This is a genomic window from Brachybacterium sp. J153, from assembly GCF_036311905.1.
In the GTDB taxonomy this organism is placed as follows: domain Bacteria; phylum Actinomycetota; class Actinomycetes; order Actinomycetales; family Dermabacteraceae; genus Brachybacterium.
Map to the genome: position 1 here is coordinate 18,239 of NZ_JAZDCH010000012.1, position 21,246 is coordinate 39,484.

A 21,246-nucleotide genomic window follows, 5' to 3' on the forward strand; every position below is an offset into this window, starting at 1 on the left:
GGTCCTCTCTGTGGGGTGGGTCGGGATCAGAACGCCGACGGCGCGGCCGTGTAGCCGGCCTTCGCGATCGCGGCGACGATCTGCTCGGTGGTGGCGACGGCGGGGTCGTGGTCGACCTCGACGCGGCTGGACGCGAACTTCACGGAGACGTCCTGGACGCCTGGGAGGCGGCCGACCTGCTTCTCGATCTTGGTGACGCACGAGGGGCAGCTGAAGCCCTCGGCGCGGAACACGGTGCGGGTGGTGGAACCGGTGGTGGCAGACATCGTGGGCGGTCCTTCCTGGGGTGGGGCGAGGGTCTCTCCTTCGCCGTCACCTCGACCGTAGGAAGGGATCCGCGACCCCACCATGACGCCGATCAATCAACCGGTAGAGGTTTCTGACCAGGACCGATGTCCCGTCGGACCGTGCTGCGGCGGGCTATCCTCGCACCATGACCACCCCCGACGGGCGGCGCACCATCCCGCTCGCGGGGGTGACGCTGCCGCACACCTGTCCGGCCCCCGTGCGCCTCGGCGTCCTCGCCCGCTCCGCCTACTTCCACGGCCTGAGCGAGGCCGCGCTCGAGCGGATCGACCGCCGCATGCGCACCCTCACGCTCCCGGCCGACGCGCCCGCCTTCCGCGCGGGCGAGCCCGCGGAGGCGCTGTACGTCGTCGCCGAGGGGCGCTTGCGGATCGCGGAGCCGACGCCGTCTGGCGCGCTCGCGGTCACCGACATCCTCGGGCCCGGCCAGATGTTCGGGGCGATGAGCAGCCTCGGCGAGCCGTTCCACCGCCGCACCGCGACCGCGCTCGTGGGCACCTGTCTGATGCGCATCGGGCAGGAAGCCTTCCGGGAGGTGATGGTCGAGAACCCCGTCGTGGGCCTGCGGGTGGTCGATGATCTCGCCGCGCGTCTCTCCCGTGCGCAGACCGACCTGGGGACGCAGAGCACCGACACCGTCGAGCAGCGCGTCGCCCGCGCCCTGCTGCGCCTCGCCGACTCCCTCGGCGAGGACCGCGGCGCGCAGGGCCTGCTGCTCGAGGTCCCGCTCTCCCGCGCCGACCTCGCCGGGCTGGCGCGCTCCACGCCCGAGTCGGTCTCCCGCGTGATGAGCGCGCTGCGCCGCGAGGGGATCATCGACTCCGGAAGGCGCTGGACCTCGATCCTGGACCGGGACGCTCTCGAGGTGCGGGCCGCGGACGGCGGAGGGGAGAGGTGATGGTGCCCCCGGCAGGATTCGAATCTGTGACACTCGGCTGAATATTGATTAGTCAGGCAGATTGGATGTTGGAACCGTGGTGAAGCTAGATTCTTGATCGCATTTTCGACGCTGGCATTCACGAGGAGCTATACTTTCGATCCGCTCCAACTCCCAGGCGGCACCGGGGTGTTCGATATCAACTACGCATTGTAGTTGTCAATCGGATCAAGATTAAAAATTCATTTGATGTGACGCTCGCCGAGCTATTTACATTCTGTCAAGCCTGGCGGACGCTCCTCGTAGTACCGTTTCTACGGTCGCTCGACTTGCGCGGGAACCATGATGTATCGCACTAATGGGTCGCCTAAAATATGACGTCATCGAGTGGGCGAGGCAATAGAGTGATTCATTCGTCATATCGGTAGCGGGTGTGCTCGATCGCAATCGAGTGACGACCCACGCCTACTATTTGAGGTCTTTCCACGTGTTCATGATCGTGATCGCGTCGGTAATTTTCGTTAGTCCTTCCCGGGCCGGACGGAGAGCCTTCCGTATTGCCGCAGACACTGATTCGGCGATGAGGAACGAGTCAAGAAGTCCATTAAGTTGACCCTTTACAGTTTCCAAGCCCGATAGCTTGTCGGTTATGTCCGAAATGTCATTCCCGCCGCTTGCAAGGGCAGGGACGTTGGCGTATATGCGTGCAAGGTGGCGAACCTCGATATCAAATTCTCTTGCAAGTTCGAGAACTGTGGTTCCAATTTCTCCGATCCTATTCGACGGCCCCTTGAAGCCCTCGGCTGCGCGGACGATCCACGCCTGAGCTTGCTTTGGATTCTCGGGCTTGTTGCCCGTGAAGTTGGTTGCTACCTCACCAAGCTTGCGAATCGACGGGTCCATGTCCGATAGTTCTGCCGTCATTCGAATTGATATACTCGAAATTGATTGTTGGATATCGAAGAGGCCCGGTTCTTCCGAGTCGTCGTCATCTTCCTCGGTAGAAGGAGTTGCAATCTCTACCTCTTGGCTTTGGGCGGCAAGTTGAGATTCGGCCTGTTGGTAGGCCGAAATGAACTTCTCTGATGTGTCCCATATTGCGGTTCGCCACTCGCGTGACCCAATGCCGGCGCGAAGACCATCTTTGATGGAAATGTGATTAATTCCCGCGCAAATTGCAGCGATTGAATCGGTGGATTCCGTACTGAAAAAGCCTTGCCCGCCAAAAAGCATTACGGGCATTATGAGTTCAGTCACGCCGAGAGACTTGGCACCTTGATAAAATTGTGTAAATTCCTTACGGCAATTGGGCCGCCGGAGATAGTTGGCACTCAGGAATGGCATGAAGATACTGGCCGCCTGCAGTCCTTCCTCAATCTTTCTGGGCCAATTATCCCCCCAATTCAAGTTGTGAACGTCTAGGAATATATCGAGATGGAAGTCGTCGGTCGATGAATTCACGAGGTATTTCAACTGCTTGGAAAAGTCTTCAATGAACTCGAGGTGTTCATCGTCGACCCTGGCGTAACTCAGGAATACTTTGACGGCGGCACCATTGGCCGGCATGTCGCTCGAAGTTGTGGTCAGGTGTTGGCTGTCATTATCGTCGTTCGACGCTTTGCCGGGCTTGTCGACAATATCTGACATTAGAGTGCCTCCTTGTGTGACTACGGCGATAATCGCTTGCGCGATGTGGCGGTAGTTCGATGTCGAGCGGCCGATCGGGCGGGACTGGTTACACGAGGTTAACTCGGCCGGCTGACGGTCGAGCGCCATCGTGTGACGGGGGCCAGGTGTCAACTGTGGAGCCCGTTGAATGTGGTGGTGCCCCCGGCAGGATTCGAACCTGCGACACCCGCTTTAGGAGAGCGGTGCTCTATCCCCTGAGCTACGGAGGCGCTGCGGTCGCGTCGCGGGATGTCGTCCCGTGACCGAAGGCCGCGGTCATCGTAGCGCTCCGTGACAGGATCGCCCCATGTCGAGCCGCGCACACGTGCCCACCGCCACCGTGATCCTCGCGGGCGGTGCGTCCGCCCGTCACGGCGGGGTCGACAAGACCCGCGCCGAGGTGGGCGGGGCGAGCACCCTCGAGCGGGTGCTGCGGGCCGCGCCCGTCGGCTCCCGGATCGTCGTCGGTCCCGAGCAGGCCGACGGGGCCCGCCTCGCCGAGCGCTTCGGCGCCCGCTTCGTGCGGGAGGATCCCGCCGGTTCCGGCCCGCTCGCCGCCCTCGCCCGCGGCGCCGCGGAGACGGGCGACGAGCACGTGGTTCTCGTCCTCGGCGGGGACCTGCCGCTGCTGCGCGCCGAGACCCTCGACCGGCTCGTCGCTGCCGCTGCCCGCACCGGCCGCGTCCACTGCCTCGATCTGCTGATCGCGGCCTGGCCCGTCGCCCGGCTCCGGGCGGCCCTCGAGGAGGTGCGGGGCGCCGACGGCACCTGGACGGACCTGCCCCTGCGCCGCCTCTATGCCGCGCTCGACGAGACCGAGCTCGTGCGCGAGGAGCCCGTCGGCGCCGAGGGGGAGGACATCGACACCCCCGCCGAGCTGGACCGGGCCCGGGCCGCCGCCGGGCCGCGGATCGCACTCGCCCAGATCATCGTCCACGATGACCCGGAGCGGACCCTCACGGGCGTGCGCTCCGCCGTCGGCCGCGCCGCCGAGGCGGGCGCCGACCTGGTGCTCCTGCCCGAGGCGACGCTCACCCCCTTCGGCACCGACCTGCGCGCGGCGGCCCTCGCCCGTCACGAGGAGTTCGAGGACGAGATCCGCCGCCTCGCCGCCGCGCATCGCCTCGTGGTCGTCGCCGGTTCTTTCACCCCCACCGCGGACGGTCGCGTCCACAACACGCTCATCGCCCGCGGCGACGGCGTGGACGTCGACTACCGCAAGATCCACCTCTACGACGCCTTCGGTGCCCGCGAGTCCGAGACCGTCGCCCCCGGCGACCAGCTCGTCACCCTCGAGCTGCGCGGCACCCTGCTGGGCCTCGCCACCTGCTACGACGTCCGCTTCCCCGAACAGTTCACCGCCCTCGCCCGGCGCGGCGCCCAGGCGATCCTGCTGCCGCTCGCCTGGGCCGAGGGGCCGGGGAAGGTCGAGCAGCTGCGCCTCCTGCTGCGCGCCCGGGCCCTCGACTCCACGAGTCTCCTGCTCGCCGCCGACCAGGCCCCCGACCCCGCCTACACCGGTCGGGCCGCTCGCGGGGTGGGGCACAGCGCCGTCATCAGCCCCCTCGGCGAGGTCCGCCAGGAGCTCGGCCGGGAGGAGGGGATGCTGGTCACAGACCTGGATCTGACCGAGGTCGCCGCAGCCCGGGCGGCCCTGCCGGTCCTGGAGCACAGCGGTAGCCTGCCGGGGTGAACACCGCCCTCCGTCGCCCCCGGGTCCTGTTGCCCCTGCTCATCGTGGTCCTGATCGCCGCGCTCTCGCTGCTGCCGGCTCCGGCCCGCGCCCACGACACGCTCATCTCCTCCGACCCGGCCGACGGCGCGGCGGTCGAGACCTCGCCCGAGCAGATCACCCTGACCTACTCGGCGGATCTGCTCGAGGTGAGTCCCGTGGTGCGGATCGTCGACGCCGACGGGGAGACGGTGCTCGAGGAGACGCCCACCATCGACGGCCCCACGGCCGTGCTCGATCTCGCCGAGCCGCTGCCCGCCGGGGAGTACGAGATCCAGTGGCGCGTGGTCTCCTCCGACGGCCATCCCATCGAGGGCACCCTCGCCCTCACCGTCGAGAACGACCCCGCCGCGGGCGACCTCGAGCCCGCCGGGGAAGAGACCGCCGGGGAGAAGACCACGGCTCCCGCCGCGAGCGATGCCGGATCCGATGCTCCGACCAGCGCGGAGACCACGTCCGAGGCGACCGCCGCGGAGGAGCAGCAGGGCTCCGGCGGCCTCCCGGCGCCGCTGCTGATCGGCATCGGCGTGGTCATCGTGATCGCGGCCGGCGTCGGCGTCGCCCTCGCCACCCGCAAGAAGTCCTGACCCGGCGCGGCACGACACCTCGATAGCTCGACACCCCGAGACCCCGAGACGGAGCGAGGGCCCCGACGCGTTCGCGTCGGGGCCCTCACGTGGTGCGGGTCCGGGGATCAGAGGCCGAACTTGTCCTTCGCGGCCTCCACGCCCTCGTCGACCTGACCGTCGACGTTGTCGGGAGTGCGCTCCTTGATCTGCTCGCCGGCAGCGTCGAGCGCCTGCTCGACCTGCTCCGGGTTCTCCTCGGCGAGACCCTTGGCCTTGTTCAGCGCGTCATCGAAACCCATGATGGACATCCTTTCGTTGAGCGGAAGCGCCCCGATTCGAGGCGACGCCGTCAACCTACGACGGCCCCGATCGTGACACAAACGAGACCCGGGAACTCGCCCTCTGAGTGATCGAACGTGCGCAACGGGCGGCGATCCGGGCGGAGTCCGCGCAATACTGACTGCGTGACCATGCGCAGCGCACCCGTCGGCAAAGACCGCTCCGCCCGCTGGGACCATGTCCTGGCCCGGCTCTCGGAGCTCAAGCGGCTCAGCGTCGCCGAGGTGGCGAGCGAGCTCGGCATCAGCGAGTCCACCGTGCGCCGCGACTTCGTGGAGATGGAGCGGGCCCAGCTCGCCCGCCGCACCCACGGCGGGATCGTCGCCGTGGACGTCGCCTACTCCCTCGCCACCGGTCCCCGGGCGACCGACACCTCCGGCGGTGACCGGGAGCGGATCGCGGAGCGGGCCGCGAGCCTCGTCGAGGCGGGGCAGACGATCGGCTTCAACGGTGGCCGCACCACCACCTCGACGGCGCGGCGCGTCGTCTCCCGGCCGGACATCGACTCCCGGGACGGCATGCCGGGCCTCACCGTCGTCTGCGCGGCGCTGAACATCGCGACCGAGGCGGTGCTGCGCCCGCACGTGCGCACCGTGGTCCTCGGCGGTGTCGCCGAGCCCTACTCCTTCGAGCTCACCGGTCCTCTCGCGACCGCCACCATGCGCGACCTGTGGCTGGACACCATGTTCGTCGGCACCATCGGACTGGACGTGCAGGCGGGGCTCACCTGCCACTCGGAGGCCGAGGCCGGTGTTACCCGGATCATGATCGGCCACTCCCGCCGCGTCGTGGGCCTCGCCACGGCCGACAAGATCGGTGAGCGCGCCCTCGCCGGGATCTGCCCCGTCTCCGTGCTGACCGACCTGGTCATCGCCGGGGAGGTCACCGAGGAGCTGCGCGAGCATCTCACCGAGCACTCGGTGCGGCTCCACGAGGTCTGAGCCGCGTCCCGGTAACCTCGGGACCCATGATGTGGAACCTCCTGCGCGGCAAGAAGCGCCTCCCCGACCCGGCCGCGGAGGTCGAGCAGCGCCCCGACCCGGAGCCCGCCGAGCGGGACGGCGCCGCCCGGGAGCAGGAGCCGGCGTCCCGGCCCGCCCCGCAGTCCCCGGCCTATGAGCTGGTCGTCGCCCGCCACCTCGAGGAGGTCGGCGCCGGCATCGCCCCCGAGCAGGACGAGGAGGACCTGCTCCAGCAGCGGCGCGAGCACCGCCCGCTGAGCCGGGAGGATCGCGTCGCCGACGCCCTGGACCGCTGGACCCAGGAGATCACCGGCGGCGGGACCGCCCCCTCCTTCCTCACCCAGATGCGGGCCGGGCCCACCGTCCTGGACCTCACCCACTCGCACCCCTCCGGCCTCGCCCAGCTCCTCGCCGGTCGCGGGCCGACGCGCCTGTCCTCCCTGGTGCGCGAGGTCGGCGCGCTCGCCGACGCCCGCGCCCACGCCCGCACGATCCGCGAGATCGCCGAGCGGCACGCGGAGGACGTGGGCCTGACCACCTGCCATCTCGGCATCGGCGAGGCGACCTGGCTGCCGGCCGACGGCTCGGCCCCGATCCATGCCCCCGTGCTGGTCCGCCCTCTCACGCTGCGCCTGCGCGGTAACGCCCGCGAGGACGTCGATCTCGAGGTCGACGCGACCGCGGACCTGAACCCCGTGCTGCTCCGCTCCCTGCGCGAGGCCGGGGTCGCGGTCGACGCCCGCGCGCTGCTCGCCACGACCGACGGCGCCCACGGTTTCGACCCGAACCCGGTCCTGGACGCCTTCCGCGCCCTCGGCCAGCCGCTGCCCGGTTTCCGCATCACCCACGCGCTCGTGGTCGGCAACCTCATGGACGCCGCCGGCTCCGTGGCCGAGGACCTCGCCGCGGATCGCACCGACTGGGCCGCCTCACCGCTGGTCGCCGCGCTCTCCGGCGACCTCGAGGCGCGGTCCGTCGTGCGCGGCGACGCGGAGAGCGACGTGCCCGCGGTCGACGAGCAGGAGCTCGTCGCCGCCGTCGACCCCGACCACCTCGCCGTCCTCGAGCGGGTCCTCGCCGGCCAGGACCTCGCGGTCGCTTCCCCGCCCGGCGCGGCCTCCCTCGACCTGGTCGTCGACCTCGCCGAGGAGCTCAACGCGCGCGGCCGCAGCGTGCTGATCGTCTCCGAACGTCGCCGCAACCTGACCCGCCTGCTCGAGCTCGCCCAGTCCCGGGGCCTCGAGGAGCTGGTCTTCGACCTCTCCCCGGACCCGTCCCTGCAGCGCAACGCCTCCGCGGCCCTGCTGCGCAGCCTGCGCCAGGCCGGCTCCCACGGCCTCGGCCCCGAGGCGGAGGCCCCCGCCGAGCTCGCCGAGACCCGCGAGATCCTCGCCGGGCACGTCGAGGCGATGCATCGCGTGCAGGAGCCGTGGCAGGCCTCCGCGCACGACGCGATCTCCGCCCTCGCCGCCCTCACCCGGCTGCGCCCCGCCCCCCGCACCGCGGTGCGGCTGCGCTCCGACGTCGCCGCGTCGATGGTCGGCGAGGAGCGGGAGCGGTTCACCACCCAGCTGCGCGAGGCCGCCGAGGTGGGCGTGCTCAGCACCGGGCCCGAGGAGACCGCCTGGTACGGGGCGCCGATCAGCTCCGACACCCAGGCGGAGCGGGCCCGCGAGCTGCTCGAGCAGTGGCGCGACGAGGTGCTGCCCCGGCTGCGCCGCGCGTGCGCCGCGTGCGGGGAGCAGCTGGGATTGCGCGAGCCGAGCACCCTCGAGCAGCTCCAGTCGCGCCTGGCCCTGCTGGACCGGGTGCGGGCCCTGCTGTCCGGCTTCCAGGCCGCCGTGTTCCGCGCACCGCTCGCCGATCTCGTCGCTGCGACCGCCGAGAAGTCCTGGCGGGTCGAGCACGGGGTGAGCATGGGCTTCGGCGTGCGCCGCCGCCTGCGCCGCGAGGCCGCGGCCCTGCAGCGCCCCGCCTCCGTGTCCCCGGACCTGCATCGCGACCTCGTCGAGGCGCGCGCCGTCGCCGATGCCTGGAGCCGTGACGCGCTGACCGGCAACGGCACCCCGGCCCTGCCCGCGGATCTCGACGCCGCCCATCGCGCCGCCCAGGACGCCCAGCGGGTGCTCGACGAGCTGGCCGTGCTCCTGGACGGCACGCCCGCGGGAGCGGACCTGCCGCGCGCCGACCTCGACGAGCTCGAGCGCCGCGCGGAGGCCCTGCACGCCGACCGCGGGGACCTCGAGTCGCTGCCGCGCCGCACCGAGCTGCTGCGCCGGCTGTCCTTCGACGGCCTCGGCGAGCTGGTCGAGGACCTCCGCGCCCGCCGCGTCCCAGCCGAGCAGGTCGGCGCCGAGCTGGAGCTCGCGTGGTGGCGCAGCGTCCTCGAGCTGATCGCCGGCGCCGAGCCCACCATCTCCCAGTACGACGGCACCTCGCTGTCGCAGGTCGCCGAGCGCTTCCGCCGCCTCGACGCCGCGTATCTGCGGGAGTCCGCCTCGCGCGTCCACGCCGCCGCCGATGAGGCGCGGGTGGCGACGATGAAGGCCTACCCGGACACCTCCCGGGCCGCGATCGCGGAGCTCGCCCGCTCCTCGACCGTCTCCATCCGGGACCTCGCCGCGAAGTACGAGGACATCCTCTTCCAGGCGCGTCCCGCCTGGCTCGCCTCGCCGTATCTCGTGCCGCAGGTGATCCCGCGCGGCCGCCACTTCGACGTGCTCATCGTCGCCGACGGCGGCCGGCTGCCGACCGCCGCTGCACTGCCCTCGATCGTCCGCGCCGAGCAGACCGTCGTGGTCGGCGACCCGCTCGAGTACGGCGAGGACTCCTCCTCGAGCCTGCTCGACGACATGCTGCGCATCGCCCCGCACGTCGAGCTGCGCCGCGATCCCCGGCCCGCCGCCGACGGGCTGCGCGCCTTCGCCCAGCGCCGCGCCCTGAGCGGCGAGGTGGTCGCCGTGCCGCGGCCGATCGCCCCCGAGCCCGACCGGCTGGTGCTGGTGGAGAACGGGCGCGGCCCGGTCACCGAGTCGATGGAGTACGTCGAGAGCACCGAGGCCGAGCTGCGCCGGGTCACCGATCTCGTCATCGAGCACGCCCGCACCCGTCCCGAGCGCTCCCTCGCCGTGCTCACCTTCACGGAGACCCATGCCCGCCGGCTCATGGAGCGGATCATGAACACCGTCTCGGTGATCCCGGCGCTGCGCGAGTACTTCGACCCGGGCGCCCGCGAGGTCTTCACGGTGCTGCCGGTCGCGCAGGCCACCTCGATCGTGCGCGACGACATCATCGTCTCCGTCGGCTTCGGCAAGACCCCGCACGGCCGTGTGCTGCACCGTTTCGGCCCGCTCTCGGAGCCCGGCGGCCGCAAGGCGCTCGCCACGGTGATCACCCGGGCCCGCGGCCGCACCACCGTCGTCTCCTCCCTCGACCTCGAGGACCTCGACCTCGGACGCCTGCGCAGTGACGGAGCGAGGGACCTCCGCGCCCTGCTCTGGGTGCTGCGCGGCGGGCCCGATGTGGAGGTGACCCCGCACGTCACCGCCCTGGCCGCCTCCGGTGAGGAGTCCGGCGCCGACGGGCAGGCGCGGGCCGACGGTCAGGCGCAGGCCACGGCGCTCTCGGCCGAGGACGACGACCTCGACGCCGCGATCGCCGCCGCCCTCGGGGAGGGGGCCGCCACGGCCGCCCCCGCAGGGGAGACCTCGCGCACGGCTGCGGGCGCGGGCAGCGGCCACGGTGCGGACCTGGCCGTCGCCGAGACGGAGCTCGACGACCCCGCGGCGGAGGCCGCAGTGCGCGGCTCCGATCCGATCGCGGACGCCGGTGCCACGACGGAACCCGGCGCCGCCACGGACCACGATCCGGCGCAGGCCCCGTCGGCCGGTGAGGGAGAGGACCCCGCGGAGTCGGCGTCGGCCGTCGAGGCGCCCGCTCCCGCGGAGCCCGCCGACGATGCGGAGCCCGCCGAGAAGCCCGCCGCCCCGAGGACCCTCGAGACCGACGCCCTGGTGCGGGATCTCGCCGACCGCCTGTGGCGTCTGGGTCTGCAGGTCGAGCGCGACTTCGGCCTCACCTCGGACCGGATCGAGCTGGCCCTCGGCCATCCCGACATGCCCGGCCGACTGCTGCTCGCCGTCGACACCGACGGCGCCCGCTATGTCGCCACCGAGGGACAGCGCGAGCGCGACCGGCTCCGCGCCGAGCGCCTCGAGGCCGCCGGCTGGGCGACCGAGCGGGTCTGGTCCTGGGCGCTGTTCATCGACCCCGACGGCGAGGCGGAGCGGATCCGCCGGGCCGTCGAGCGGGCGCTGCGCCACGTCCAGGAGGAGGAGCACACGGGGTCCCCGCAGGGTGTCGGCACGATCCGCCACCGTCTGCCGCGACCGCAGATCCCCGCCGGTCACCCGTTGTCCTTCTACTCGAGCGAGGACCTCGACGCGGTGGTCGAGTACATCTGCTCCGACGGCCGGGCCCGGCTCGAGGAGCACCTGGCCACCGAGGTGCGCAGCTTCCTCGGCTTCGAGCAGCGCTCGGTGCTGCTGGACGTCTCCGTCTCCAGCGCGATCCGCCGCTACCAGGAGCGGCAGTGAGCGGGAGGCGGGTCGTCATCTCCTCCGTGACCGGGAAGCCGATCGACTGGGAGGAGCAGAACGGACCCGCCCCCGCCGCCACGCGCGGCGAGGCACGGAAGATGCTGCCCGATCGCCTCGCCGAGGACGCCCCCGAACCCGGGGCCGACGAGTCCAACGACGCCCGTCTCGCGGGCGACGTGCCCCCGCACTGGGGCACCGGCGCCTGACCGTCCGCGGCGAGGCGCGGGTGGGCGCGCCCGCGAGGTCGACGCGCAGCCGGCGCGCTCTGCGGCCGGGACGCTCTGCAGCCGGGGAGTCCCGCGCCCGTACCCTGGACGGCATGACCGACCACAGCACCCCTTCCTCCACGTCCGACCTCTCTGCGGTCCGCGTCGCCCTCATCGGGGCCGGCAACATGGGCGGACCCGTCGGCCGCACCCTGCTCGACGCCGGAGTGCGCCCCGAGCACCTGCTGGTCGTGAACTCGAGCGCCGCGAGCAGCGAGCGCGCCGCCGAGGAGCTGGGCGCGACCCCCGCCGTCTCGCGCTCCGAGGCCGTGCGCGGGGCCGACGTCGTCGTGCTCGGCGTGAAGCCCTATCAGATCCTCGACCTCGTCGCCGAGCTGCGCGAGGACCTGCCGACGGGCGCGATCGTGCTCTCCCTCGCCGCGGGCGTGACCCTCGCGCAGATCGAGGAGGCACTCCCCGCCGGTGCCGCGGTGGTCCGCGCCATGCCGAACACCCCGATCTCGGTGGGGGAGGGGGCCGTGGGCCTCATGCGCGGCTGCGCCGTCACCGACGCGCAGCACGAGCTGCTCCATGCCCTGTTCTCCCGCGCCGGCGTCGCGGTCGACATCACGGAGGGCCAGGTTCACGCCTTCATCGGCGCGGCCGGTTCGCTGTCCGCCTTCGTCTTCGCGATCATCGAGGCGATGACCGACGAGGGCGTGCGCCTGGGCCTGAAGCGCGATCTCGCCGCCACCCTCGTGCAGCAGACGGTGCGCGGCGCCGCCACGATGCTGACGGAGAGCGGGATGCACCCGGCCGTCGCGAAGAACGGCGTCTCGAGCCCGGGCGGCACGACGGTGCAGGGCCTCGCCGCGCTCGAGCGGGAGGGCGTGCGTGCCGGGGTCGCGGCCGCGATGGCCGCCTCCGCCGAGGCCTCCCGGGCGATGACCGCCGGCTGAGTCCTGCGCGGCACCCCACACCCCACGCTCGCGTGGGTTACTGGCACGTCATGTGCGGCTGCGTTCCCTCGGTGGAACACAGCCGCACATGACGTAGCGGTCACCGCACGGGTGTGGGGGCATGGGGTCCGCGGGCACGGTCTGGGCACGCCAGCGTGCACGAGAGCGGGCCCGGGGCCGGAGCCGGGACGGACCCGAGGGCAGGACCCCGGGGGCGCCTCCCGTCAGCGTCCACCGGGCCACGACCCGTACCACCTAGGGCCGGTTGGAGAACCTCTCGATGAGGTGGGTGTCGCCCGAGACGATGATGACGTCGTGCGCGGCGACCATGGTCTCCGGCACCGCGTAGGTGAAGTCCTTGCCCGGGGACTTCACGCCCACCACGGTGACGCCGTGCTTGGCGCGGATGTCGGACTCGGCGAGGGTCATCCCCTGCACCTCGCGCGGGGGCCGCATCTTGACGATCGCGAAGCCGTCGTCGAACTCGATGAAGTCCATGAGCCGACCGTTGACGAGGTGGGCGACGCGCTTGCCGGCGTCGGCCTCGGGGTAGACCACGTGGTGCGCGCCGATGCGCTGCAGGATCCGACCGTGCGCGGCGGAGATCGCCTTCGCCCAGATCACGGGCTTGCCGAGGTCCACCAGGTTCGCGGCGATCAGGACGCTCGCCTCGATGGAGGTGCCCACCCCCACCACGGCGAGGGAGAAGTCGCCGGCACCCACTTGGTCGAGCACCTCGGGCTGGGTGGCGTCGGCGCGGACCACGTGCGTCAGCTGGCCGGAGTACTTCTGGACCAGCTCCTCGTTCTCGTCGATGGCGAGGACCTGCGTGCCGAGCTTCTCGAGGGTCAGCGCGATCGCGGCCCCGAAGCGTCCGAGCCCGATCACCAGGACGCCCTCGTCGCGGGCGGTGCGTGCCATGTCTCCTCCTCGATGCGGTGCTCGGTCCGCAGCGGACGGGACCGGGCGGGCACAGTCTAGGCCCGCTGCGGCGAGCACTGATCGGGCTCCGCCGACGCTGCGCCTCAGCCGACGATCGGGCGCTCGAGCGGGAGCTGCAGCATGCGGGTGCGGTGGCGCAGGGCGAGCGCCGCGCCGAGGGTCATCGGCCCGAGGCGTCCCACGTACATGCAGGCGATGATCACGACCTTGGCCTCGGTGGGCAGATGCGGGGTGATCCCCGTGGACAGGCCCACCGTGCCGAAGGCGGAGAGCGCCTCGAAGAGCGTCTGGTCGAGGGTGAAGGCCGTCATCCGCAGCAGCAGGAAGGTCGCGAGGAAGACCACCGCCGAGCTCATCACGAGCACGCCGATGGCCTGGCGGATGGTCTCCTGCGGGATGCGTCGGCCGAAGGCCTCGACGTCGGGGTTGCCGCGCACCTCCGCCCAGATCGACAGCACCAGCAGCGCGAAGGTGGTCACGCGGATGCCGCCCGCGGTCGATCCGGAGCCGCCGCCGATGAACATCAGCAGATCGGTGAGCAGGCGGGACTCGCCCGTCATCTGGCCCACGTCGATGTTCGCGAAACCGCCCGACCGAGGCATCACCGCGGTGAAGCCCGAGGCGAGGATCTTGGTGCCGATGCCGTGCGGGCCGAGCGTCGCCGGGTTCGCCCACTCGAGCGCGAGGTAGGCCGCCCAGGCGAGCACGAACAGCGCCGCGGTGGTGGTCAAGGTGAGCTTCGCGTGCAGGCTCCAGCGCCGCGGGGTTCGCAGCTTCTTGACCACCACCAGGATCACGGGGAAGCCGAGCGACCCCACGAGCACGGCGAGGCCGATCGGGATGGAGAAGAAGGGGTCGCCGAGGTACTGGGAGGTGCCTGCCGCCTCCGGCACGAAGCCGGCGTTGTTGAAGGCGCTGATCGCGTAGAACAGGCCGAGGAACAGCGACTCGCCGACCCCGTGCTCGGTGACGATCATGTACGGGGTCAGGGCGAGGAAGGTCGCGACCTCGAAGCTCGTCGAGGTGATGAGGATGACCCGGAGCACGCCGCCGACCTCGGCGAGACGCTCGGCGCGGGTCTCCTGCGCGGTGATCATCCGCTGTGCGAGCCCCAGGCGGTGCAGCACCGAGAGGCTCAGCAGGGACGCGAGGGTCAGCAGGCCGAGGCCGCCGAGCTTCACCGCGACCATGATCACGACGAGGCCGAAGCGCGACCAGTGCACGCCCGTGTCCACGGTGGTCAGGCCGGTCACGCAGATGGCGGAGACCGCCGTGAACAGGGCGTCGACGAAGGGGGTGCGGGTGCCGTCGGCCGTCGCGGCGGGCAGCGACAGCAGCACCGTGAACACCGCGATCATCAGCGTGAAGACGCCGAGCGCGATGCGCGCCGGGGTCGCCTTGGTGAGGGCCTGCAGGTAGACGCGCCACTTCGGGGTGGGGGCACGGCGGGACCAGTGCTTGTCCATCGTTCCCCTCCCTGCCCCGGCTCATCGTGTCCCCGGTCCTGTCCCCGGCTCGCGTCCGCGGCAGTCTACGACCCCGGCTACCCTTCGGGGCATGGTCGCCGACGCCGCCCACCCCGCCGCCCGCACCGGCATCGTGTGGTCCGAGGCGCTGCGCGAGTACGACTTCGGCCCCTACCACCCGATGTCCCCGATCCGTCTCGAGCTGACCCGGGAGCTGGCGCGCTGCGCGGGTCTGCTGGATCGTCCGGGCGTGATCGACCTGGACCCGCCCGTCGCGACCGATGCCCAGCTCACCGCCGTGCACGATCCCGAGTACGTCGCCGCGGTGCGCACCGCCTCCGAGCGCGATGGCCTCTCCGAGTTCACCGCAGAGGAGCTCGATGCGCTGATCGCCTTCGGGATCGGCGGGGACGACGTCCCGCCCTTCGCGGGCATGCACACCGCCTCCGCCCGCATCGCCGGCGGCTCCCTCGCCGCGATGGACGCGATCCTCACCGGCAGGGTGCGGCGCGCCGTGAACGTCGCGGGCGGTCTCCACCACGCCCGGCCCCGCAGCGCCTCCGGCTTCTGCGTCTACAACGACGCGGCGGTCGCGATCCGTCACGCTCTCGCCGCCGGCGCCGAGCGGGTCATGTACGTCGACCTCGACGTCCACCATGGCGACGGCGTGGAGCTCGCACTGTGGGACGAGCCGCGCGCGGTGACGCTCTCGGTGCACGAGACGGGGGAGCGGCTCTTCCCCGGCACCGGCTTCGTGCAGGACACGGGCGGTCCCGGGGCGGAGGGCTCCGCGATCAACGTCCCGCTCCCGCCGCGCACCACCGCCGACGGCTGGCTGCGCGCGATCCGCGCGACGGTCCCGGCGCTGGTGCGTGCGGTGCGGCCGACGGTGCTGGTCACCCAGCACGGCGCGGACACCCATCGGGCGGATCCGCTCGCCGACTTCTCCGTCACCCTCGAGGCGCACCGCGAGGCGATGCTGATCCTGCGCGAGCTGGCCGACGAGGTGTGCGACGGCCGCTGGCTCGCCTTCGGGGGCGGCGGGTACGCCGTGATCGACGTGGTGCCGCGCTCCTGGGCCCAGCTCATCGCGGTCGCGACGGGGGAGGCCCTCGACCCCGCCGAGTCCCTCCCGGCCTCCTACCTGACGACGGAGGGTCGGGCCCGCACGGCCCATGGCCTCTCCCCGGATCCCGTCATGTCCCGCTACGGCGACGGCCGGCCGCTCACGATCAAGGACTGGTCCGCCGGCTTCGACCCCGAGGACGACCTGGACCGGGCGGTGCAGGCCGCGCGACGCGTCGCCTTCCCCGAGTGGGGTCTGGATCCGTTCCTCGACTGACACACTGGGCCGCATGACCACCCCGCGTCCCGCCGCTCTCGAGGACCTCGCTGAGCACCTCCGCGCCCTCGAGCTGCCGTTGCCCCTCGAGGGCGCCGAGCAGGCCCGCGCCGAGGTCACCGCCGCCCTCACCCAGCTCGGCGACCACGTGGTCCCGCGCCTGGACTCCCTCGACGCCCCGCTGCTCGCCGTGATCGGCGGCTCGACCGGCGCGGGCAAGTCCACCCTGGTGAACTCCCTCGTCGGCGCCGTGGTGAGCCGCTCGGGCGCGATCCGCCCCACCACCCGTCGGCCGGTGCTGCTGCACCACCCGCAGGACCGCGCCTGGTTCACGGGCACCCGGATCCTGCCCGGCCTCGCCCGCGTCACCGGCGGGGAGGTCGAGTCCACGACCGGCGACCTCACCCCCTCCACCTCGCTCGAGCTGCGGGCCGAGGAGCGGATCCCCGCGGGCCTCGCGCTCCTGGACGCCCCTGACATCGACTCCGTCGCCGCCGGCAACCGGGAGCTCGCCCGGCAGCTGCTGCGCGCCGCGGACCTGTGGCTCTTCGTCACCACCGCCAACCGGTACGCGGACGCCGTGCCCTGGGAGGTGCTGCGCAGCGCCGCGGAACGCGATGTCACCGTGGACGTGGTGATGAACCGGATCCCCGACCGCCCCGGCGTCGCCGAGGAGCTCTCCGAGGATCTCCGCGCGATGCTCGAGCGGCAGGGTCTCGCCCCGGACCGCCTCTTCCTGGTCCCCGAGTCGGAGCTCGACGCGGACGGCCTGCTGGCCCCCGAGCGGATCGCCGAGCTGCGGGCGCACGTCCAGTCCCTCGCGGAGGACGGCGAGGCCCGCTCCCGCATTGCCCGCCGCACCCTCGCCGGCGCGATCACCTCCCTCGCCGGCTCCGCCCGCACCCTCGCCGAGCAGGCGCGCGCCCAGGACGCCGAGCGCCAGCGCCTGCGCGACGAGGCGATCGAGGCCTTCTCCGGCTCCCGGGAGCGGATCGACGCGGCCCTCGGCGACGGCTCCCTGCTCCGCGGCGAGGTGCTCGCCCGCTGGCAGGACGTGGTCGGCACCGGCGAACTGTTCCGCAGCCTGGAGAGCATGGTCTCCCGCGTGCGGGACCGCATCGGCCTCGCCCTCACCGGTCGTCCCGCCCCGGCGATCGCGGCCGAGCAGGCGCTCGGCACCGGGCTCGTGCACGTGGTGATCGACGAGACCGCGCGCGGCGCCGAACGGGCCGACGCCGCCTGGCGGGCCGGCCCCTCCGGCCGCCTCCTCGCCGAGGGCCGGGACCTCTCCCGGCTCCCCGAGGGCTATGTCGACGAGGTCACCGCCGAGATCCGCGCCTGGCAGGGCGAGGTGCTCGAGCTGGTGCGCACCGAGGGCGCGGATCGCCGCACGCGGGCGCGGCTGCTCTCCCTCGGCGTGAACGCCGTCGGCGTCGCCCTGATGATCGTGGTCTTCGCCTCGACCGCCTTCGTGCCCACGGGCCTCGAGGTGGGCGCCGGCGCCGCGACCGCGGTGGTCGGTCAGAAGCTGCTCGAGACGATCTTCGGCGACGAGGCCGTGCGCCGCATGGCGCGCATCGCCCGCGAGCGGCTCGGCCAGCGTCTCGACGTCCTCGTCGCCGGGCGCTCCGCCCCCTTCCTCGACCGCCTCGACGCCCTCGGCGAGGTCGGCACGGGGGAGCTCCTCGCGGCCGACGCCGACGCCCTCGACGCGCTCGCCGACGAGGTCAGGAGCGGCGCATGAGCCTCTTCTCCCGCTCCTCCGGCTCCGCCCGCTCCTCGCGCAGGTCCCGCCGCGACGGTGCCCCGCTCGCGGACCGCCTCGACGCCCTCGCCCGGGCCGCCGACGCCCTCGCCCCGGTCGCCCCGGGCGGGGACGTCTCCGCGGCCCAGGAGGTCGTGGGCCGCATCGACCGCCGCCGCGCCCTCTCCGCCGAGCACACCGTGGTGGGGCTCTTCGGGGCCACCGGCTCCGGGAAGTCCTCCCTGCTGAACGCGCTCGTCGGCCAGGAGGTGACGCGCGCCGCGGTGCGCCGCCCCACGACCTCCGCACCGGTCGCCGCGGTCTTCGGCGGTGCGGGCAGCGACCCGCTGCTGGACTGGCTCGAGGTCGAGGACCGCCACCACCTCCCCGGCGACTCGGGCCTCGTCCTCCTGGACCTGCCGGACCTCGACTCGGTCGAGCTCGGCAACCGGGCGATCGCCGAGCGGCTCACGGGCCTCGTGGACGTGCTGGTGTGGGTCACCGACCCGCAGAAGTACGCCGACGCCGTCCTCCATCAGGACTTCGTGCAGCCCTTCGCGGGGCACGACGCCGTCACCGTGTTGGTGCTGAACCAGATCGACCGGATCCGGTCCGCGGAGCGGGAGGGCGTGCTCGCCTCCCTCGAGCAGCTCGCGCGCCGCGACGGCCTCGAGCGGGCGCCCGTGCTCGGCGTCTCCGCGGAGACCGGGGAGGGCATCGAGCCGCTGCGGGACCTGCTGACCGAGGTGGCCCGCGGACGCGAGGCCGTCGCCTCCCGCCACCGCGCCGATGTGCGCGCGGCCGCCGAGTCCCTGCGCTCCGCCGCCGACCCGGCCGGGCTCCCCGCCCGCAGCGCGGAGGCCCAGGTCTCCGAGCTCGTCGACGACCTCGCGGTCGCCGCGCGGGTCGAGCCGGTGGCGAGCGCCGTCGGCGGCTCCTACCGGCACCGCGCGGCGGGCCGCGTCGGCTGGCCGCCCGTGCGCTGGCTGCGTCGCTTCCGCGCCGACCCCCTCGCCCGCCTCGGACTCGGCCGCGAGCGCGCCGACGAGCAGGTGCACCGATCGTCCCTGCCCGAGGCCGATCCGGCGACCCGGGCCCGTGCCGCCGGCGGCGTGCGCCGCTTCGCCGACGCCGCCTCGGCGGGCGGCACCGATCCCTGGCGCGCCGCGATCCGCGCCGCCGCCCGCTCCCGCGAGGAGGAGCTGCCGGATGCGCTCGACCAGGCCGTCGCGGGCGCGGACCTGCGCTCCCGGGAGACCTCCTGGTGGTGGCCCGTGCTCGACGTGCTCCAGTGGCTCGCGCTGCTGACGGCGGTGGTGGGCCTCGGCTGGCTCGCCGCCAACGCCGCCCTGGCCTTCGCCGGGATCCCGCCGCTGCCGCTGCCGATGCTCGAAGGCCTGTGGATCCCCGTGCCGCTGCCCACCGCGCTGATCGTGCTGGGCCTCGCGGCCGGCCTGCTGCTGGGCCTGCTCGGCACGGCGCTCGCCGCGCTCGCCGCCGCGGCCCGCACCCGACGGGCGCGCCGGTTGCTGCGCGAGCGGGTCGCGGAGGTCGCGGACTCGCTGGTGGTGCGGGAGGTCGACGAGGAGCTGCGCCTGGCGGCGGGGGCTGCGACGGATCTCGCACTCGCCCACGGGGAGTGACGTGTAGAATGGGGCGTCGATCGTGGCGCCGGCCCCGGGGTCTCCTCGAGGGAGCACTTCCGTGGGCCGCGCACTCATGAACCTTTCACCACCATGAAGATCTGAGGCCATCTATGGGTTCTGTCGTCAAGAAGCGACGCAAGCGCATGTCCAAGAAGAAGCACCGCAAGCTGCTTCGCAAGACGCGTCACCAGCGCCGCAACAAGAAGTGATCGCGGTCTGACCGCGAGAGAGGGCCCCTGTCCACGCGGACGGGGGCCCTCTCGCCGTCCGGGGGCGTCTCGGGCCGGGCGCGACCCGCGGGCCTCAGGCGCGGCCCGTGAGGCGCTTCCACCAGGGGCGTCGGGCGAGCGCGGAGCGGAGCTCCGCGGCGTCCACCCGGTATTTCGCGTGCACGGCGCCGTCGACGATGACGACCGGCACGTCGTAGGTCCAGTCGGCCCGCAGCGCCTCGTCCTCGTCGATGTCGCGCACCTCGACCGAGGTGCCGGCGCGATCGGCCTCGGCGCGCACCACCGGCAGGGCGTCGTCGCACAGATGGCAACCCTCACGGGTCAGGTACACGACGCGGGCGTTCGGATCGGAGGGGGAGGGGATGCGGGGCGTGCTCATGGGCGGCACTGTAGCGAGCACGACGACGGGCCGCCCGCGGTCTGCGGACGGCCCGTCGAGGGTGCGGGGGCGATCAGGCCGCGGTGGGAGCGGTGAACTCCGCCTCGATCGAGATCTTGACCTCGTCGGAGACCAGCACGCCGCCGGCCTCGAGCGCGGCGTTCCAGGTCAGGCCGAAGTCCTTGCGGGAGATCTTGGTCGCGGCGGTGAAGCCGGCGCGGTAGATGCCGAAGGGGTCGGTCGCGGCGCCCTCGTAGGTGAAGTCGAGCTCGACGGGCTTGGTCACGCCGCTGATGGTCAGCTCACCGGTGAGGGTGTCGCCCTGGTGGCCGGTGGAGCGGAAGGTGATCTCCGGGTGGGTCTCGGCGTCGAAGAAGTCGCCCGAGCGGAGGTGGTTGTCGCGGTCGGAGTTCGCGGTGTCGACCGACGCGGTCTTGAGGGACGCGGTGAAGGCGAGGTCGCCGCCCTCGGCGACGACGAGGGTGCCCTCGACGTCGGTGAACTGGCCGCGGACCTTGGAGATGCCCGCGTGACGGACGGTGAAGGATGCGGAGGTGTGGCTGGGGTCGAGGGTCCAGGTGCCGGGGGTGAGGTCGTTCATGAGGGTCTCCTTCTCGGGGTCGGTGCCGCAGGATCTCGTCGAGACCGATGCGCTTGCTTGAAAGATAAACTATGATCGATCCCGACACAACCGCGAGTCACGAGGAACAGGAGAACGTGATGCACGACACGGAGTCAAGCCCTGAGGGTCTCTGGCTGACGCACGAGGAGCAGCTGGCCTGGAGGCGCTTCCTCTACGCCACGACCCTGCTCACCGACCGCCTCACCGAGGCGCTGCAGTCCGATCCGGAGATCGACCTGACCCTCGGCGAATACGAGATCCTGGTGCGCCTCTCCGAGGAGGAGCACCGCTTCCTGCGCATGTCCGAGCTCGCGGACCGCGTCGTCCACTCGCGCTCGCGCCTGACCCACACCATCTCCCGGATGGAGAAGCGGGGCCTGGTCGAGCGGGTGCGCTGCAGCTCCGACGGCCGCGGGCGCCAGGCCCAGCTGACCGACGCCGGCATGGCCCTGCTCGAGCGCGCCGCGCCCCTGCACGTGCGCTCCGTGCGCGAGAACCTGCTCGACGTCGTGGGGCACGCGGACTTCCTCGAGCTCGGCCGGATCCTCGGCGGGACGCTGCCCGAGGACGCTCCGATCGCCGTACGCCCCGCGACCGCGGAGTGAGAACCGCGGGCGGTCGGCGGACGTGATGCCCGCCGCGCCCACCGCCTCGCGCGC

19 protein-coding genes and 1 tRNA gene are annotated in these 21,246 nt (G+C 72.4%); 12 read left to right on the top strand and 8 right to left on the bottom strand.

What is annotated here, in order from left to right; translation table 11 throughout:
* Positions 1 to 26: 26 nt before the first annotated feature.
* Positions 27 to 266, bottom strand: coding sequence for a heavy-metal-associated domain-containing protein (locus tag V1258_RS06860; RefSeq protein ID WP_329748957.1), 240 nt, complete (start codon positions 264 to 266; stop codon positions 27 to 29).
* 167 nt (positions 267 to 433) lie between these two features.
* Between V1258_RS06860 and V1258_RS06865 the strand changes: the two genes are divergently transcribed.
* A complete protein-coding gene (locus V1258_RS06865) occupies positions 434 to 1,204 on the top strand; it encodes a Crp/Fnr family transcriptional regulator (protein ID WP_329748958.1) in 771 nt (256 codons plus the stop codon).
* 447 nt (positions 1,205 to 1,651) lie between these two features.
* Here V1258_RS06865 and V1258_RS06870 read toward each other — a convergent pair whose 3' ends face one another.
* Complete coding sequence (locus V1258_RS06870; RefSeq protein ID WP_329748959.1) at positions 1,652 to 2,959, bottom strand: toll/interleukin-1 receptor domain-containing protein; 1,308 nt, start codon at positions 2,957 to 2,959, stop codon at positions 1,652 to 1,654.
* A 46-nt stretch (positions 2,960 to 3,005) separates the two neighbouring features.
* Positions 3,006 to 3,081 (bottom strand) — tRNA-Arg (locus tag V1258_RS06875).
* A gap of 77 nt (positions 3,082 to 3,158) precedes the next feature.
* On the opposite strand from V1258_RS06875, the gene V1258_RS06880 reads away from it, so the two are divergent.
* The gene (locus V1258_RS06880) at positions 3,159 to 4,544 is read left to right on the top strand and encodes a nitrilase-related carbon-nitrogen hydrolase (protein WP_329748960.1); all 1,386 of its coding nucleotides are present in this window, start codon (positions 3,159 to 3,161) and stop codon (positions 4,542 to 4,544) included.
* Positions 4,541 to 5,170, top strand: a complete 630-nt coding sequence (locus V1258_RS06885; RefSeq protein ID WP_329748961.1) for a copper resistance CopC family protein — start codon at positions 4,541 to 4,543, stop codon at positions 5,168 to 5,170. Before V1258_RS06880 ends, V1258_RS06885 begins: the two co-directional genes overlap by 4 nt.
* 107 nt (positions 5,171 to 5,277) lie before the next feature.
* Here V1258_RS06885 and V1258_RS06890 read toward each other — a convergent pair whose 3' ends face one another.
* Entirely contained in the window at positions 5,278 to 5,451 is a 174-nt protein-coding gene (locus V1258_RS06890) for an antitoxin (RefSeq protein ID WP_329747406.1), read from the bottom strand.
* Between the two features lie 171 nt (positions 5,452 to 5,622).
* On the opposite strand from V1258_RS06890, the gene V1258_RS06895 reads away from it, so the two are divergent.
* The 4 genes from V1258_RS06895 (at position 5,623) to proC (ending at position 12,216) form a co-directional block, all read left to right on the top strand.
* Positions 5,623 to 6,432 carry a DeoR/GlpR family DNA-binding transcription regulator gene (locus tag V1258_RS06895; protein WP_329749032.1) on the top strand — a complete coding sequence of 270 codons (810 nt, stop codon included), beginning with the start codon at positions 5,623 to 5,625 and terminating at the stop codon, positions 6,430 to 6,432.
* A gap of 26 nt (positions 6,433 to 6,458) precedes the next feature.
* Positions 6,459 to 11,048 (top strand): hypothetical protein, encoded by a 4,590-nt coding sequence (locus V1258_RS06900; RefSeq protein ID WP_329748962.1) that lies wholly within the window; start codon positions 6,459 to 6,461, stop codon positions 11,046 to 11,048.
* A complete protein-coding gene (locus V1258_RS06905; RefSeq protein WP_329748963.1) occupies positions 11,045 to 11,257 on the top strand; it encodes a hypothetical protein in 213 nt (70 codons plus the stop codon). Before V1258_RS06900 ends, V1258_RS06905 begins: the two co-directional genes overlap by 4 nt.
* 113 nt (positions 11,258 to 11,370) lie before the next feature.
* The gene (gene proC, locus V1258_RS06910) at positions 11,371 to 12,216 is read left to right on the top strand and encodes a pyrroline-5-carboxylate reductase (RefSeq protein ID WP_329748964.1); all 846 of its coding nucleotides are present in this window, start codon (positions 11,371 to 11,373) and stop codon (positions 12,214 to 12,216) included.
* 255 nt (positions 12,217 to 12,471) lie between these two features.
* On the opposite strand, the gene V1258_RS06915 is transcribed toward proC, so the two are convergent.
* Together V1258_RS06915 and V1258_RS06920 are read right to left on the bottom strand one after the other, a co-directional pair.
* Positions 12,472 to 13,137, bottom strand: coding sequence for a potassium channel family protein (locus tag V1258_RS06915; RefSeq protein WP_329747411.1), 666 nt, complete (start codon positions 13,135 to 13,137; stop codon positions 12,472 to 12,474).
* A 104-nt stretch (positions 13,138 to 13,241) separates the two neighbouring features.
* Complete coding sequence (locus V1258_RS06920; RefSeq protein ID WP_329747412.1) at positions 13,242 to 14,624, bottom strand: TrkH family potassium uptake protein; 1,383 nt, start codon at positions 14,622 to 14,624, stop codon at positions 13,242 to 13,244.
* Positions 14,625 to 14,715: 91 nt separating this feature from the next.
* On the opposite strand from V1258_RS06920, the gene V1258_RS06925 reads away from it, so the two are divergent.
* The 4 genes from V1258_RS06925 (at position 14,716) to V1258_RS06940 (ending at position 19,565) form a co-directional block, all read left to right on the top strand.
* Positions 14,716 to 15,966, top strand: a complete 1,251-nt coding sequence (locus V1258_RS06925; RefSeq protein WP_329748965.1) for an acetoin utilization protein AcuC — start codon at positions 14,716 to 14,718, stop codon at positions 15,964 to 15,966.
* Between the two features lie 13 nt (positions 15,967 to 15,979).
* A complete protein-coding gene (locus tag V1258_RS06930) occupies positions 15,980 to 17,710 on the top strand; it encodes a dynamin family protein (protein WP_329748966.1) in 1,731 nt (576 codons plus the stop codon).
* Positions 17,707 to 19,353, top strand: a complete 1,647-nt coding sequence (locus V1258_RS06935) for a GTPase (RefSeq protein WP_329748967.1) — start codon at positions 17,707 to 17,709, stop codon at positions 19,351 to 19,353. The genes V1258_RS06930 and V1258_RS06935 overlap by 4 nt, the downstream gene beginning before the upstream one ends.
* Before the next feature lie 113 nt (positions 19,354 to 19,466).
* Complete coding sequence (locus V1258_RS06940; protein ID WP_019174583.1) at positions 19,467 to 19,565, top strand: 30S ribosomal protein bS22; 99 nt, start codon at positions 19,467 to 19,469, stop codon at positions 19,563 to 19,565.
* Between the two features lie 94 nt (positions 19,566 to 19,659).
* Here V1258_RS06940 and V1258_RS06945 read toward each other — a convergent pair whose 3' ends face one another.
* Together V1258_RS06945 and V1258_RS06950 are read right to left on the bottom strand one after the other, a co-directional pair.
* Entirely contained in the window at positions 19,660 to 19,965 is a 306-nt protein-coding gene (locus V1258_RS06945) for a glutaredoxin family protein (protein WP_329748968.1), read from the bottom strand.
* 73 nt (positions 19,966 to 20,038) lie between these two features.
* Positions 20,039 to 20,566, bottom strand: coding sequence for a YceI family protein (locus V1258_RS06950; RefSeq protein WP_329748969.1), 528 nt, complete (start codon positions 20,564 to 20,566; stop codon positions 20,039 to 20,041).
* 119 nt (positions 20,567 to 20,685) lie between these two features.
* Between V1258_RS06950 and V1258_RS06955 the strand changes: the two genes are divergently transcribed.
* Complete coding sequence (locus V1258_RS06955; protein ID WP_329748970.1) at positions 20,686 to 21,192, top strand: MarR family winged helix-turn-helix transcriptional regulator; 507 nt, start codon at positions 20,686 to 20,688, stop codon at positions 21,190 to 21,192.
* Positions 21,193 to 21,246: the final 54 nt, after the last annotated feature.

What these genes read in the sequence shown, in the direction of transcription:
- V1258_RS06860 (WP_329748957.1), bottom strand. Translation starts at nt 266, where the DNA reads ATGTCTGCCACCACCGGTTCCACCACCCGCACCGTGTTCCGCGCCGAG.
- V1258_RS06865 (WP_329748958.1), top strand. Translation starts at nt 434, where the DNA reads ATGACCACCCCCGACGGGCGGCGCACCATCCCGCTCGCGGGGGTGACG.
- V1258_RS06870 (WP_329748959.1), bottom strand. Translation starts at nt 2,959, where the DNA reads ATGGCGCTCGACCGTCAGCCGGCCGAGTTAACCTCGTGTAACCAGTCC.
- V1258_RS06880 (WP_329748960.1), top strand. Translation starts at nt 3,159, where the DNA reads ATGTCGAGCCGCGCACACGTGCCCACCGCCACCGTGATCCTCGCGGGC.
- V1258_RS06890 (WP_329747406.1), bottom strand. Translation starts at nt 5,451, where the DNA reads ATGGGTTTCGATGACGCGCTGAACAAGGCCAAGGGTCTCGCCGAGGAG.
- V1258_RS06895 (WP_329749032.1), top strand. Translation starts at nt 5,623, where the DNA reads ATGCGCAGCGCACCCGTCGGCAAAGACCGCTCCGCCCGCTGGGACCAT.
- V1258_RS06900 (WP_329748962.1), top strand. Translation starts at nt 6,459, where the DNA reads ATGATGTGGAACCTCCTGCGCGGCAAGAAGCGCCTCCCCGACCCGGCC.
- proC (WP_329748964.1), top strand. Translation starts at nt 11,371, where the DNA reads ATGACCGACCACAGCACCCCTTCCTCCACGTCCGACCTCTCTGCGGTC.
- V1258_RS06915 (WP_329747411.1), bottom strand. Translation starts at nt 13,137, where the DNA reads ATGGCACGCACCGCCCGCGACGAGGGCGTCCTGGTGATCGGGCTCGGA.
- V1258_RS06920 (WP_329747412.1), bottom strand. Translation starts at nt 14,624, where the DNA reads ATGGACAAGCACTGGTCCCGCCGTGCCCCCACCCCGAAGTGGCGCGTC.
- V1258_RS06925 (WP_329748965.1), top strand. Translation starts at nt 14,716, where the DNA reads ATGGTCGCCGACGCCGCCCACCCCGCCGCCCGCACCGGCATCGTGTGG.
- V1258_RS06930 (WP_329748966.1), top strand. Translation starts at nt 15,980, where the DNA reads ATGACCACCCCGCGTCCCGCCGCTCTCGAGGACCTCGCTGAGCACCTC.
- V1258_RS06935 (WP_329748967.1), top strand. Translation starts at nt 17,707, where the DNA reads ATGAGCCTCTTCTCCCGCTCCTCCGGCTCCGCCCGCTCCTCGCGCAGG.
- V1258_RS06940 (WP_019174583.1), top strand. Translation starts at nt 19,467, where the DNA reads ATGGGTTCTGTCGTCAAGAAGCGACGCAAGCGCATGTCCAAGAAGAAG.
- V1258_RS06945 (WP_329748968.1), bottom strand. Translation starts at nt 19,965, where the DNA reads ATGAGCACGCCCCGCATCCCCTCCCCCTCCGATCCGAACGCCCGCGTC.
- V1258_RS06950 (WP_329748969.1), bottom strand. Translation starts at nt 20,566, where the DNA reads ATGAACGACCTCACCCCCGGCACCTGGACCCTCGACCCCAGCCACACC.
- V1258_RS06955 (WP_329748970.1), top strand. Translation starts at nt 20,686, where the DNA reads ATGCACGACACGGAGTCAAGCCCTGAGGGTCTCTGGCTGACGCACGAG.